The 14,776-nt window shown below is 45.6% G+C and carries 12 protein-coding genes; 3 read left to right on the forward strand and 9 right to left on the reverse strand.

The window, feature by feature from the left end; all coding sequences use genetic code 11:
* Positions 1-101: 101 nt before the first annotated feature.
* The 7 genes from HUX64_RS06165 to bioB all read right to left on the reverse strand — a co-directional run bounded on the left by HUX64_RS06165 (position 102) and on the right by bioB (position 8,272).
* Entirely contained in the window at positions 102-287 is a 186-nt protein-coding gene (locus tag HUX64_RS06165) for a hypothetical protein (protein WP_174625361.1), read from the reverse strand.
* A 1,469-nt stretch (positions 288-1,756) separates the two neighbouring features.
* The gene (locus tag HUX64_RS06170; protein WP_174625362.1) at positions 1,757-3,649 is read right to left on the reverse strand and encodes a hypothetical protein; all 1,893 of its coding nucleotides are present in this window, start codon (positions 3,647-3,649) and stop codon (positions 1,757-1,759) included.
* A 221-nt stretch (positions 3,650-3,870) separates the two neighbouring features.
* Positions 3,871-4,542: a dethiobiotin synthase gene (gene bioD, locus HUX64_RS06175; RefSeq protein WP_174625363.1), complete on the reverse strand. Its 672-nt coding sequence runs from the start codon at positions 4,540-4,542 to the stop codon at positions 3,871-3,873.
* 6 nt (positions 4,543-4,548) lie between these two features.
* Positions 4,549-5,352 (reverse strand): malonyl-ACP O-methyltransferase BioC, encoded by an 804-nt coding sequence (bioC, locus tag HUX64_RS06180; protein ID WP_174625364.1) that lies wholly within the window; start codon positions 5,350-5,352, stop codon positions 4,549-4,551.
* 3 nt (positions 5,353-5,355) lie between these two features.
* Positions 5,356-6,120: a pimeloyl-ACP methyl ester esterase BioH gene (gene bioH / locus HUX64_RS06185; RefSeq protein ID WP_174625365.1), complete on the reverse strand. Its 765-nt coding sequence runs from the start codon at positions 6,118-6,120 to the stop codon at positions 5,356-5,358.
* Positions 6,114-7,277, reverse strand: coding sequence for an 8-amino-7-oxononanoate synthase (bioF, locus tag HUX64_RS06190; RefSeq protein ID WP_174625366.1), 1,164 nt, complete (start codon positions 7,275-7,277; stop codon positions 6,114-6,116). Before bioF ends, bioH begins: the two co-directional genes overlap by 7 nt.
* Positions 7,277-8,272: a biotin synthase BioB gene (bioB, locus tag HUX64_RS06195; protein ID WP_174625367.1), complete on the reverse strand. Its 996-nt coding sequence runs from the start codon at positions 8,270-8,272 to the stop codon at positions 7,277-7,279. The genes bioF and bioB overlap by 1 nt, the downstream gene beginning before the upstream one ends.
* Before the next feature lie 72 nt (positions 8,273-8,344).
* Between bioB and HUX64_RS06200 the strand changes: the two genes are divergently transcribed.
* Together HUX64_RS06200 and rpoH are read left to right on the forward strand one after the other, a co-directional pair.
* The gene (locus HUX64_RS06200; protein WP_174625368.1) at positions 8,345-9,046 is read left to right on the forward strand and encodes a ComF family protein; all 702 of its coding nucleotides are present in this window, start codon (positions 8,345-8,347) and stop codon (positions 9,044-9,046) included.
* A gap of 258 nt (positions 9,047-9,304) precedes the next feature.
* Positions 9,305-10,162 carry an RNA polymerase sigma factor RpoH gene (gene rpoH, locus HUX64_RS06205; RefSeq protein ID WP_174625369.1) on the forward strand — a complete coding sequence of 286 codons (858 nt, stop codon included), beginning with the start codon at positions 9,305-9,307 and terminating at the stop codon, positions 10,160-10,162.
* A gap of 220 nt (positions 10,163-10,382) precedes the next feature.
* Here rpoH and HUX64_RS06210 read toward each other — a convergent pair whose 3' ends face one another.
* Positions 10,383-10,619, reverse strand: a complete 237-nt coding sequence (locus HUX64_RS06210) for a TIGR02647 family protein (RefSeq protein WP_174625370.1) — start codon at positions 10,617-10,619, stop codon at positions 10,383-10,385.
* A 317-nt stretch (positions 10,620-10,936) separates the two neighbouring features.
* Here HUX64_RS06210 and HUX64_RS06215 point away from each other — a divergent pair, with 317 nt between their 5' ends.
* Complete coding sequence (locus HUX64_RS06215) at positions 10,937-12,667, forward strand: PQQ-binding-like beta-propeller repeat protein (RefSeq protein WP_174625371.1); 1,731 nt, start codon at positions 10,937-10,939, stop codon at positions 12,665-12,667.
* A gap of 639 nt (positions 12,668-13,306) precedes the next feature.
* Here HUX64_RS06215 and HUX64_RS06220 read toward each other — a convergent pair.
* Entirely contained in the window at positions 13,307-14,653 is a 1,347-nt protein-coding gene (locus HUX64_RS06220; RefSeq protein ID WP_174625372.1) for a L,D-transpeptidase family protein, read from the reverse strand.
* Positions 14,654-14,776: the final 123 nt, after the last annotated feature.

Consider the following 14,776-nt stretch of genomic DNA (forward strand, 5'->3'; position numbering starts at 1 on the left):
GCTTTTTAGCGGCTCGTCTTTGATAGTCAGGTAAGATTGAAATACCTTGATCTTATCAAACCTTTAATGTGGTTTTGGCGCTTTTAAAATACGTTCTAAGATTATTGAGTCAGCGACGCCTGACCAGCTCGCTCTTCCTGAACATCTTGCCCCAGTTCTTCGGTAGCCATAGTCCCCAGATGGTTTTCTTTATTATGATGAAATCGATGTAGGCGCGGAGATTCGGTTGTTATTTGCCAGTGACCGCTGGTAATGCCGGGTTCGGTGTAAAATTTTACATTGGCCAAGCCCTTGAAAGATACAACCCATCCCCTAATTAAATAATTAAAGTTGGGACATAGTAGTGGTTCATTTTCACTATTTCTTATTAGAACTGATCTTTAAATTGCCTGTTAGCATTAGGAAAAAAAGGCAGTATGTTTTGTGAGAATACTGCTACATTAAATCTCTTAACGCTGGAGGTGGGAGAGGTTATTATTTTTAATATGAATAGGGTACTTTGAGAACCAAGCCATCCTTCTCAAAAATGGCAGTGTGAGGTCTGCCGGAAACCGGTCGCCCCGCGTTTCGGCCAATTGTCAACGGATCGCAGTGGACTGGTGAGAGCGATACCCAGTCCTCCTGTTACCTCATCTCGGATAATGGTATTGTATTGCAAGGAACCATCGTGGTTGATTTTTGCAAGGTATTTTTTCTATCCCCACCCGAACAACCGGTTCCTAACAGGCCCATATCGTTCAGATCGACGAAACAGTCTCGATAAATAGCATATTTCCCCATGTCCGAATTAGACTCACCGGCACGATCAACGCCAGTGAAGTTCACGACGTCATGTCAGGGGCGACATAATTTCCAGGAAAGTTATTGAGGAGCTGATTTACAACTAAGTGAGAATAATCCCTTCCCTAATGATGGATGAGATCGTTAGAGGAAGGAAAATCGTCATCGATGATGCCTTTACTTTTGTTCAGCAAAGTTTGAATGCCGACCGATAGAACTCTGCGCTCGTGTTTACCAATGTAGTCTCTTTCATAGAAAGAGTTGTAGGGGCTGTTCTGTCTGCAATGCCAAGATACCGGTATTTGTCGCCATCGCTGAGGATGAAGTTGGAGACGCCCATGCAAGCTGCTACGTCGCAGATCCTTTCCATTCGGGGCACTGGCCATGACTATCCGGCCCTTACTGAAACTGATGGGAGCCTCTTTTAATGCATGGGGCTGCTAGACAAGCACCGTGATGATAACGTGATGATAAAATGCCGCCGGCTGGTCGAATTGGTGGGCAAGGATTGGTAAGCGAGGTTTCGTTAAACAGATGGGCATTCTCATCTCCTGCCTTAGTACAAACAGTTGGTGTAGTCGGAAGTGACTATATAATTGTTGTCATAGGTTAGAGGAAGCCACGAGAGACCTCCGACGCCAAAGACCTTTTCGTATCGGGGCAAATTCGATAACCGTGCCGAGCCCGTAATAGCCTACTTCCTCCTCCATGTAAGTGATTGCGCTTTGACCATGGGGCAGCACGAAAAAATCGTCGGTTAGTGAGAACTTAAGTAATTCTGTGCCGCAAATTGCTATTTTCTCTCAACGAATACGGCAAAAAATCTGTAATATCGTAACGCAAGACGTTGCCGCCGAATCAGTATCCTAAGTTATCCGGTAAATTAGTAGATATGCATTTCCTTATCCAGAAACTACTCTTCATAAGAGGGTTTCTGTGTCTTTTTAAGAGAAAGATAGGATAGAAATAATCCATTTTAGTGTAATTTCGTCAAAAAAGACGGATCAATTCGACAGCCGCCGGTCTCCGGATGATCCAGTACATCCTGTTCAAAGTCTCGGTGTGAAGGAAGCTGGAAAGAAATGCGGCTGATTTTTCCACCGGAAAATTCAAACTCCATCGCGCCGCCTTTAACTCGTGATCTGTTTTCTTGCAGGGTGAATAACAAAATTCCTACATTATTTGCAGCTTTTCCCAACTGATCAGGAGCCGGACGCGCGCAGCTCAGCTCACTTACAGACAAAGCGGCAAAAACTTGCGCCAACTGCTGCGCATCCACAATAATCCCTTCCCCGGGAATCATTGCAACAGGAGAGGCAGGTGTTGAAGGACCGGTACCGGTAACAACAGCAGTAGTTGCAGCAGAGACGGCAGGCGCTGACGCAGCAATTGCCGGCTTCAACAGTGTTTCCAGGCCGAAGTCGCCCAAATGATTTTGCAGCAGCACCGTACCATCACCGCGTTTTCCTGTGATTAACAAAGGATAGAGCTGGCGTTCCATTTCGGTGATATTGGGGTTTTTCAGCACGGAAATCAGCTGCCGCTCTATGGATTTAAGGGGAGTAAAAAATTGCTCCTTTTTCTGGCCTGATTCGCTAATCTGATTCCAATCCGAAGGAGTATTAACGGCTAATCCCATCGCTTTCATTACCGCATAATCATCACTTGCAAGGCACTGACTAAAATCTTTACTGCGATAAGCGGCCATTATTTTAGGGCGAATGTCATCACTCATCGCTTTCTGCGGAGAGATATTGTAGTTTTTCCAGTCATTGTTTTTGGTCAGGAAGTAATAAATAACGGCATTGCGATCAAACTTATTAAATCCCAGGTCTTTCATAAGCACTTTCAGTTTTCGGCAATTACTCTCCATTTCTTCGTAGTTATTCCAGTCCGGTTTTAAATTTGGCTTGGCCGGATGTTTTGCTTGTTCAATCAGCTGCTGCAGATTTATTTCTCCGCTAGCGGATTTTATTGGCGAATAGCCTATTTCTTCCATTGATAAGTCACGCGCATCGGGCAGGCCATCTGCATTGGTCTTAAGCAATAAAGACGGAAGAATTTCGGGATAAATTTTTAGTTCACCCAACGGCTGGGTATTTGAACTAAACAGGTTGGCTCCGCCTTCGGCTACTTCATATACCTTAAACACGATCTGGTTAAGGGTTCCTGTTTTGCCTGAGAAAGAAGCTGCCGCAGGCAGTGAATGGGATTCCGAGCTATGTTTAACCGATGGCTGCTTGGCTGGCTCAGCAGGAGCAGCAGAAGCAGAAGCTGTCGCTGTTTGCTGGTTGTTTTTTACCCATTGCCCGGCAACCTGACCCATGATGGCAACGCCCATGCCTACTCCCGTGAGGGCCAGTAGATTGCTTGCGGCATTTATATCGCCAACCAATCCTGCTACATCAAGATCACTGTTGGCATTGGTGTAAAAATTATAATCGACCATGGTTTGTTTACCCGAGTTCAGTCGTATCCACGGAGTCAGGTAAACTTTCTTAGCATCGAATTTGAAGTTGCATTTTCCTGCGCCGGCCTGATATAAAAAACCGGGGGCTTCACTGTTAAATTTGAGGATATCGTTACGAACGCTATAAATCAGGGCCGCGGATAACTCGCTTTTCTCATAAGACGGGGTCATATTAGTGCATCCGCTCTTTAATACACTGTTCCCTTTAAAATCGAACTCAGAAATCAGTCGCAAATAATAATCATCGCCATCAATGACTTGAAAACCCGGCAGAGGCTGGAATGGGCTGGCTTGAATGGCTGGATGATCAATGGCAATTTGCCGGGAAGTGGCGCATCCTGACAATAATGCGGCAGTAAATAAAACAAATCTTGATGACAAGATATTACGAATGCGCATGTATTAACCTTGTGCCGTAAGCTAAACGGCAAATAATCCGGAAAAGGTAAAAATAATGAGTGGAGTTACCGGGAGTCATTATCATATTCTGGTTTGTCAAGCTGTTTTTATGGATAGAATGTTGAGACTCCTGAGTGAGATCTTCTGGATAGTAATAGTTGAGATTGCGGCATAATTCAATCCGGAGGATTTAATCATCAATATTTTGGCACAAGGTAGGCTTAATAAGGCTTAGGAAACTGTAACTGTTTCCCTAAAAAGTTGAAATCGGCAACTTTCATGTAGGGCAGCACGCCCACTAAAGGCACATCCAGAGAGCTTTGTAAGGTCTGAATATTTTCTTTTAGGTTCAATAGCTTAGGATCAGTGCACGCGGCCATCCAGCCTGCGTATTTTATGCCTGAATAACGGATTGCTTCATGCGTCAATATAGCATGATTGATGCAGCCTAGCCTGATAGCAACAACCATAATAACTGGCAAACCCAGTAATTTTGCCAAATCGCTGATTCTTTCCCGCTCGTTTAATGGGGTATACCAGCCGCCGGCGCCTTCGACTAAGACTATTTCCGTTAATTCTTTCAGAGCATTAAACGCTGCAACAACTTTTTTCAAATTAACCGGATTTTTTGTTCCCGCAATATGAGGCGAGGCTGCAAGCTCATAGGCATAAAAATTGATGAGATCATAGCTGATTCTTAATGAGGCATTCTCCTGTATCAGCAATGCATCTTCATTTTTCAACTTCCCTTCCTGGAACGAACAACCGGAGGCGACAGGTTTCATACCTGCGACAGATTTTCCCTGGGCCTTAAAGTAGCGCATTAAAGCAACCGTAGCCCAGGTTTTGCCTGCGTTGGTATCGGTGCCGGTTATAAAGAAGCCTTTTCCCATGACGGTTTACACCTCCGCCGTGGCTATAATGACTTCAAAGGTCGCCGGAATAAGCTCACCCGATCTGTGTTTTTCATAAGCGGTAATCATGCCTTGCATATGTGTCCGGGTGGTGATTTTTTTATTGCGTCCGATGAGGGCGTTGTGTGCCCCCAACTGTTTCAGCTCTCGCATTAATTCCCATACCGAATAGTAATTTGATATATAAGTTTTAGTTTTAATCCGTATATCCTTAAACCCTGCCAATTGCAGGAAGTGTTTCAGCTGTGCAGCACTGTAAAATTCATTAACATGACTGTAGTCATCGACTTCTGCCCAGGCTCCCTTTAATTCCTTTAGCGTTTGCGGACCAAATGTCGAAAAAACCAGCTGTTTACGGGATTTCAGGATTCGCTGAATATCGGCAAAAACAGCTTCAAGATTTCTGCACCATTGCAAGGCAAGACTGGAGAATACCAAATCTACGGATTTTTCAATGATCGGCAATAACTCTGCATCAGCACATACATAGCCAATATTGCTATGATTTATCAGCTTGTTGCGGCTTGTATGCAGCATAGGCCAGGCAATATCTAGCGCAATAATCTGCTGCAGGCTGGCGCGAGGTACAGTTCTCAACAATTCCCCCGTTAAAACGCCGGTGCCACAGCCTAAGTCGAGGATTGTACCGGCGGGATTTGCAATGTTGATAGAGTCCAGTAAGTCGCTGCCAACTCTGCGTTGTAATGCCGCAACTTTGTCATAAGTTGCCGAGGCTAGTGAAAAGGAGTGTTTAATCCTGTTTTTATCCAGGTTAAAAGCGGCGCTCACTCTTTACTCCATAAAGCGGGAGATAATGGACAGCACCTCCTGCTGATGAGATAAAAACGGCACATGCCCGGCCTTGTCAATAATATTTAATTCCATTGCAGGCAATAGTTGCTGCATTTTTTGACCTACAGCTACAGGAACCAAAATATCTTTATTGCCAAATATGCTGGCAACAGGAATGGCTATTTTGGATAAAACCGGCCTCAAGTCAGATTGCTTTAGAATTTTCAGGCCATCCTGCAAAGTTTGACTGTCAGGAATGTCACATTCATTTATTGCCGCTTCCAGCTCTTTCAACAGGACTTTATAACCGGGCAAATTATTAACCTGCAGGGTCAAAAAACGGAGAAGGGCAGTTCTGCAGTTTTTATTCAAATTATCTGCAAAGATATCCAGTAACTTGTCATCCATGCCAGGCCACTGTTGTTTTTGAGTAAAACAGGGATTGCCCGTCAGCAGGATCAGGGATCTGCAGCGGTCAGGGAACCAGTTGGCTATATCAAGCACCACAGTAGCTCCCAGCGACCAGCCTAGCCAGCAGATCGGCTCATCAGAAACCACATTAACCAGTGCTGTGCTGATTTGCTCCAAGGTAAAAGGCTCAATTTTTTCGCTTCGCCCATGCCCCGGCAAATCGATGCAGGTTACTTTATAATGCTGTGCCAGCTGGCCGATAAAACTCCGCCAGATGCCGCTGTGCATTGCCCAGCCATGAACCATGACAATAGGCTTGCCTTTGCCGAAGGTTTCCCGGTAAATTTTCAGCATGTCATTGATTTAGCCAACGCATCCAGCAACTGGTCGATTTGTTGCTCTTCATGCATGGCGGAAAAAGTCACGCGCAACCTTGCACTGCCTTGAGGCACGGTAGGCGGGCGAATTGCGCTTATCAAAAATCCGGCATTCAGCAAGCCATTACTGATCTCCACTGCTCTTTTACTGTCTCCGATGACAATAGGCTGGATTGGCGAAGATGACGCCATCACTTGCAATCCGAGTTGCTGCGCGCCGGACCTGAAGCGTGCAGTCAGTTTTTCAAGCTTGTCCCGGCGCCAGTTTTCCGCAATGACCAGTTTTAAGCTTGCCCGCGTTGCTTCTGCTATTGCTGCCGGTAAGGCGGTCGTATAAATATAAGTACGGGCTTTCTGGATCAGGGTTTCGATCAGTACTTCGGAGCCGGCCACGAACGCGCCAAACGTTCCGAAGCCTTTACCGAGAGTTCCCATCAATACTGCCACCTCATCTTGTTTAAGGCCATAATATTCCAGAAGCCCGCCGCCGTGCGCGCCGATAATGCCCAGTCCATGCGCATCGTCAACCATCAGCCAGGCATTATGGTTTTTTGCGACTAGCGATAATTCCTTCAGCGGTGCAAAATCGCCATCCATACTGAATATTCCATCAGTGACAATCAGTTTATTGCCCGCTGCTTTTTGAAGACTTGTGCCGAGATGGTCAATATCGGCATGCGCATAACGTTTGAATCTTGCTCCCGACAACAATCCGCCATCCAGTAAAGAGGCATGGTTTAAGCGATCTTCAAACACCGTATCAGCGCGGCCCAATAATGAGGAGATAACCCCCATATTAGCCATATAACCGGTGGAAAATAACAAGGCACGGTCACGTCCGGTGAATGCCGCCAGTTCCTCTTCCAAAGCATGATGGGCAAAACTATGTCCGCAGATCAAATGCGCTGAACCGCTGCCGACCCCGTATTGATTGGCGGCAGTCTTAAAAGCTTTCACCACATCCGGGTGATTGGCCATTCCCAAATAATCATTACTGCAAAAATTCAGTAGTTTTCTGCCGTCCAGTTGCAGATTGACGCCTTGAGGGGATTCGGTTACCCGTCGTGATCGATACAGATTCTGCCGGGCAATATTTTCCAGATTGTCCGCTAACTGTGCAAACGCCGGAGTCATTACCCGTAACTTGAACCGCCGGAATGCACGCCTAAACGATCAAATAAATCCAGGTCATGATTGGTCACTGGATTATCGGTGGTTAACAGCTTGTCGCCGTAAAAAATAGAATTGGCGCCTGCCAGAAAACACAACGCCTGCATTTCATCGCTCATTTTGCTGCGGCCTGCAGACAGCCGCACCCGCGACTTGGGCATCATGATTCTGGCAACCGCTATGGTTCTGATGAAGATAATGGGATCAAGCGCCGGCGTCCCCATTAAGGGTGTTCCTTCAACCTGCACCAGCATATTGACCGGCACACTTTCAGGATGCCGGGGCATATTGGCCAGCTCAATCAAAAGCCTGGAGCGATCCATATCGCTTTCACCCATGCCAATGATGCCGCCGCAGCATACATTAATCCCCGCATCCCTGACGCGCGCCAAGGTTTCCAGGCGATCCTGATAAGTACGCGTAGTGATGACCTCGGAATAATACTCTTCCGAGGTATCCAGGTTGTGATTGTAGTAATCCAGACCGCCTTCCTTTAGCCTGAGCGTTTGCTGATCAGTCAGCATTCCCAGGGTGACGCACGTTTCCAGGCCGAGTGCTTTAACACCTTGAACCATTTCTATTACCCGCTCAATATCCCGGTCTTTCGGTCTGCGCCAGGCCGCGCCCATGCAAAAGCGCGAGGCTCCCTGATCTTTGGCTTTTTGGGCGGCTTTCAAAACTGCATCAACCGGCATTAGTGCTTCAAATGTAACACCGGCATCATAGCGCGCACTTTGCGGACAATAGCCGCAATCTTCGGAACACGACCCGGTTTTGATACTCAACAAACTGCTCACCTGAATTTCATTGGGATCGAAGTTTTCTCTATGGAGGCTTTGCGCTTTATAGATCAAGTCGCTAAAAGGCAACGCAAACAGGTCTTGAACTTCGTCCAGTTGCCAGTTGTGACGAATTGACGGCGAAATTTGAATAGGGCTAATTGCAGGGTTTGCAGACATTCTGTTAATCTCCAGCTACAGTATTACTAGGAAAGACAATCAAAGCTCACATGTCAACCTGTTTGAATTAAAATGGTATCCAACTGGATCGATATTATACAGAATTACTTGCTTCCGCCTACCTGCATATTATGCGGCAGCCCCGGATTCAATTCCCGCGATATCTGTCATTCGTGTTACCGGCACTTGCCAGGAAATAATCAATGCTGTTATCAATGTGCTGAAGTTCTTGAAATACCTTCAGCCATTCCCATTCTTTGCGGTCGCTGCCTGAGTCTGCGCCCAGCTTTTGATGAAACCTTTGCTCCGTTTATTCATCAGGGAGCAATAAGGTATTTGATTACCTCATTAAAGTTTAACGCCGATTACAAGAATGCGCGCTTGCTTGGAATGTTATTGGCAGAGCGCCTGGACAAAAGAGCTAAAAGACCGGATTGTATTTTGCCGGTTCCGCTGCATAAAGCTCGCTACCGTCAACGCGGATTCAATCAGGCCATTGAAATCGCCAGAACTGTTTCCAGGGAATTACAGATTCCGTTAGACCTTGTTTCATGTCATAGACATCGCAATACCCCGCATCAAACAGCATTATCGGCAAAAAAACGCAGAAAGAACCTTAAAAATGCTTTTTCCATAATCAAACCCCTCTATGCGCAACATATTGCCATCCTTGATGATGTGATGACTACAGGTTCAACCGTCCATGAACTGGCTGCGGTGTTAAAAAATGCCGGGGTTGGCAAGGTTGATGTTTGGGTGTGCGCGAGGGCTTGAGCTATACCTGAAGCACAAGCTAAAGTTAACGCATTGCAGGCCAACTTAAATCACTGACAGCCAAACCTGATATTGAACAGGAAAGTCATGTGCAAAGAGGCTGAAGTTAATACAAGGTGGTTAAATACACGGGGCCGCTGGTTAATTAAGCTCTACGCAGTGTTGATCCGGCCCGAGCCTGAACTTGAACTTCAAAAATGATTAGCACTCTGAGATGGGGAGTGCTAGAATTTATACAGATTTTAAAGAGGTCACATTATGAGCAGCGCCTTAGCTTTACCCATTAATTTGTCAGTCGGCACATTTGATACCTATTTAAATGTGGTCCGGCAAATGCCTAAATTGACTTGGGATCAGGAGCGCGAGTTAACGTTAAGATTTAGAGATCACGGCGATTTGGACGCAGCCCGTGAACTGGTCATGACAAATCTGCGCTTCGTAGTCCATGTCGCCAGAGGCTACAGCGGTTATGGTTTGCCGATGCCGGATATTATTCAGGAAGGTAATATAGGGCTGATGAAAGCCGTAAAGCGCTTTGATCCTGATATGGGAGTACGCCTGGTTTCTTTCGCGGTGCACTGGATTAGGGCCGAAATCCATGAGTATGTGATTAAAAACTGGAGTATTGTGAAAGTGGCCACCACAAAGGCGCAACGGAAGCTGTTTTTTAATCTGCGTAAATCCAAGCAGAATTTAGGCTGGTTAACCAATGATGAAGCGGTGGCCATTGCTAAAGACCTTGATGTTGAGCTTAGTACTGTTTATGAAATGGAGAAGCGCCTGGACAGCAGGGATATGTCATTCGATATGCCTGTTGACGAATCGGCGGAAGAAAGTTATGCGGCGCCGGTTAATTACCTTCAGCAGCATGGCGCTGATCCGGCTGAATTGCTTGAAAATGCCGATTGGCGAGGCCATGAACAAAATTTATTGACCGAAGCATTGTCAGGACTGGATGAAAGGAGCCTGGATATTCTTTCAAGCCGCTGGCTGGCGGACGAAAAAGCTACTTTACATGAACTGGCGGAGCGCTATAGCGTATCTGCCGAGCGCATCAGGCAGCTCGAACAGAATGCCATGAAAAAATTAAGGGAAACGGTTGTATTTGAAGCCTGATGGCTAAAACTTTTTAATAACAGGGCTTAGCGGCTTTATCGGTAAGCCCTGTTATTAATAGAGCTAATGTCGTAGCACGTTATTTGCTGTAAATTGACACATTATGATGAGTATTACGGCAAAAATGATTCATCCGGTAGGGTTGAGTTATTATTATAGCTTATAGAGTAAGCCGGATATTTAACTATTAATGTTTTTGAAATCAGCCAAGCCGACCGATCTAACCGGGTTTGAGTATGTCCAGCACCGCTTGTGCCTGTTCGGCTGTTTTACGGCCCAGATGAGTCAGGTAGCCGCCATCTGCTTGTGATAGCAGGCCTTTATCATATAAACGATGGGTAGCTGCAATGATGCTGGGCTCAGCTGTTTTATGAACCTTGATGCCTTCCAGCGTAGTAGTCAGGTTATAACGAACCAGAATATTCAGTTCTTCTACAATTTCCTGTGTATAGGGCATAATAAATCCTCATGATTCAGGCGTTAAAGCAATAAAATGGTGTTTTGTGGCTCGTCTTTTCATTCACCTATACCCTCTTATACCCTCCCGAGGAGCGGTCAAGCTTCAAACTATCCATGCAGACCGGGATGACGGATTTTTAGAAAATATGTATATAAAAAACGAGGTTTTATAGTTACAGGGCGCGAACCTTTTCTGGAACTAGCTCCGTAAGTAGTGATCTTCTTTTTCCTACAGTATAATTGCTATTGTTATTTTTATCTAAAATTCCGCACGCATATTCCTCTTCGTCATTCCTTATCTTAAAGCAAATACCCATGAAATTCGCAGTGCGTTATATCTCTACTGCTTTCGCTATTATAGCGGGCATTACATTAATAAGTTGCAATACGCTCTACCATGCCGGATTAAACAAGCCGGAATTGTTTAAACTGGAGGGAATATTTCCTTCTCCAGTCAATCACTCCGTTACCTTTGATCAGAGTATTGTTGCCTCGCCCCTGCTTGTTGGATCACAGGGTAAACCGCTGTTGATTGTACCAGCTTCCAATGGCGTTATTGCAGCTCTGGATACTAAAACGGGTACGGTAAACTGGCAATACCAGCTGCCTTCACCCGCAGGACAGGAAGTTTATCTTGCTTCAACCCCGGCTTTGATAGGAAATAAGCTGGTTGTCGTTTATCAATGCCTCCAAAAAGGAGAACGAACCAGTCATCGTTTAGTGGTTATTGATCTGATAAAAAAGCAAATTGACAAAACTTTTCCTGCCCTGGTTTTATCAGCGGAAAAACCGGCAGCGAACGGACATTCAACAGTAAAGTTCAATCCATCCACAGCTTTTTCTCATTCGGCAGTGAAGCATGCAAGCAAGCCGGAATCGCAGTGGGGTTATGTGTATGTATCTTTTGGCAGTTCAGGGGACACTCAACCTTATCATGGCTGGATTTTTGAAATTGATATGGAAGCCTGGAAGAAAAAGGGAGCAGGAAAGGCTGTAAGGAATGTGCTGGTAACAACGCCCGAAGCTGAATGTCCGGTGACAATGTCATACGGGACGCAGGAAATGATCTGCGGAGGCGGTGTCTGGACGCCCCCAGGCTTACAGATCTATGAGGCAAAAAATGATTTTGAATTATTTGTGCCTACCGGTAATGGGCAAATTAATCCGGCCCGGCATGATTATGCCAATTCCGTCATGCGAGTTAAACCGGGTCTTGAATTTGATTCCGGTTGTGATGCCCTGAAATGCGCAAATTTTAATCCCGCCAATCCTGATGTAAAATGTCTGGAATCCTGCAAAAATCTTTTTATTCCGCGTCTGGCGGCGGGTAATGCGCCTATAAAGCCTGCTAACAGGGAATGCGATAATAAAACCTTCTGGGAGTGTCTGGCCTGGATGGATTATGATTTGGGCGGTAGCGCTCCCGTTAAAGTCAACATGAGCAATGGCCGTTCGGTTATTGTTCAAGCCGGCAAGGACGGCGGTGTTTACTTGATTGATGCAGACCATCTGGGAATTCAACATGATCGTTTGCAAATTGTCGAGGTATGCGGGGCTCCGGCTGATCCTTGCAAGCTGGGATGGGCCGGAATGATAGTTACGCAACCTGTGCTGTCTTATATTGACGGCGTGCCTGTCGTGGTAATCCCTACATTTAGCCCGGATAAGACTCATCCTGCGGGCTTGGTCGCTTTAAAGATTGTGCTTGAAAACGGTCTGCCAAAATTTAAACGCTTCTGGCAGTTTCCTGACCCCGCCAATCCCGAATCATTGCAGTCTTTCAGGACCCAGCCTTCGCTCCCGGTAATTGCAACTCCGGGTAAACAGGGCGATCTCTCGGTTTGGGTCGTGGATATCGGCAAGCAGGGCACAATTTACGGCGTGCGCATAAAAGATGGCGCTTTGATTGCCAAAGCGGCAATGCAAGGGACTGGCCGTCCACTTTCCAGGCCGGTTATTTATGATAATTATCTCTATCTGGCATCCCTTATGCCAAGCACAAATAAAGCCATGATTGAAGCCTATCGGATTGAATTAAGGGATTAGTTTTTTTATTAATTTAGCTTTTAGATTCATAAAAGCTTGATCAAATCGCCGCGTCGGTTTTGGACCTCGCCCTATCATGAGCTCCATTCCCGACGAGATATTTCCTAGTGGCTTTTTCAACTTGAGCAAGTTAATCGGGTATTTGGAGCAAGTGGCTTATCATCGCAAGTCGTGTTGAGCCGTCCGCTAATTTGGCAGAAGCGAGTCGACTATTTCATTATCCTAAAGCAAAAAAAAGCGCCTTAAACCCATAAGGAATAAAGCGCCAGGCCTTAACATCATCATCACGAGAGCTCCATAACGCTGACTTTAGCGTTTGCAATTTAACAAGCAGCTACTATGCCAATTTTTTTTGGTAAAGGCCAAATGGCCGAAATATCAAGATATTAGACCGCTGATGCTCCTGTCAGCAATTAATAAATCAAACAGAGACTGTTTTTATTAATCTGATTCTGCCCCATAGAAGAGAAGATTTAGGGTTTTAATGCTCCATACTTGTGCAAAATCATAAAAGACCGGTAATGCAGATTACTTATTGATTATTATTAAATTTAGTTCTGAGCAATAATAAGGAGTAAAAAAACACAAATATGTGAAGTTTATTTATTTAAGCCTCTAAAACTAGTCTAAGCGCAGTTATTATTCATTCTTTGAAATTAAATGAGGCTTCAGGGTCTTAACATTTATTTCAAAGTCCAGACGTATGCGTTGTGCTGCGGCTTTTGCTTCCTTTTTATTCTTATAAGGGCCTGCTATAACCTGATAGGACTCATCTTTTTGTATTTTACGGGCAGGTATGGGCGGTCCCTGATGATTGAGCATTGCAGCAAGTTGTTGTGCTTTTGTTTCATTATCGAAAGTCGCAACCAGCATACTCCAATCATTGGCTTTTAAATCTTCAATAACAGGTTGTTCATATAATTGCCGGGGATGCGCCAGCTGCAGGGCATTTTGGGATATTTCAGCTATGTCCGGACTTTGCTTGAGTATGGGAGTGGGAATTCCATCGGAGCGCTGGAGCACGCGTTTTACTTTAGACCAATCGACAGAGGCCTTCGCTTTGGCGCTGATTTGCTTTAAATGCTTCAATAATTGCTTTTGAAACCGGTGTTTGTCCCTGGCCCACTTTGGCAGCGGTTCGTGGGCTTCCAGGAAAAGCATGTTCTTGTCCCAAGCAGCAAGATAAGGTTGATGAACAATTCGCACCTGCATCCCGATCGAGGCTTTTTTGAATAATTCTTCAATGTCCTCCGGATAAAGCTGCACGCAGCCATGACTGATTTGCATGCCGATGCCATAGGGTTTATTCGTGCCGTGGATCAAGTAACCCGGAATGGACAGAGGCATGGCATAGCGTCCTAACGGATTATCAGGGCCGGCCGCTACTACTTTGGGCAATGCCGCACCTTTTTCTGCATGCTCGCGGTGTATGGAATCGGGCACATACCAATTCGGATTTGCTTTTTTATTGGCAATGCGGGTAAGTCCCATAGGTGTATTCCAGCCTTGGCGGCCTATCCCGACCGGATAAGTGAATACTTCCAGGGGCTGCTGTTGCCGGGTATAGTAAAAAAGCCGCATATTTGCCAGATTGAGGACAATTCCTTTATGGGGCGCATCCGGAAGAATAAAGTGCAAGGGCAGAAGAACCCGACTGTCCGATGCGGGTGTCCAGGGAGGAATAGCCGGGTTGGCAAGCGTGATATCGTTATAACCCAGCCCGAAGTGCCGCGCAATATCCGGCAAGGTATCCTTTGTCCGCGTATGGATGGCTGCAAGGTCACCTACTATGTTTTGACCGTCAGCCAGCTGAAATTGATGGGTTGGAACCGTTTCGATTTGCGGCTGAACCTCAGTAGCATTAATACTTTCAGGTTCGGAGGAAAAAAATACAGGCAGATTTTGACAGCCGCCGAGTAGCCCGCTTAATACTATTATTTCCGGTAGCAGGATGATCGAAAAAATGGATTTTTTTGATTTTGACATGCCAATTGATTTTAAGACTTGAGAAATAATTGTGAGAAACCTTATTAGCTATTTAGCTATCGATTATAAAATAACAAAAATTAACTCATGATTAAACCGGCTGTGTTTACTTTTGCCATGACG

The sequence above is a fragment of the Candidatus Methylobacter favarea genome, from assembly GCF_902806695.1.
In the GTDB taxonomy this organism is placed as follows: Bacteria; Pseudomonadota; Gammaproteobacteria; order Methylococcales; family Methylomonadaceae; genus Methylobacter_B; species Methylobacter_B favarea.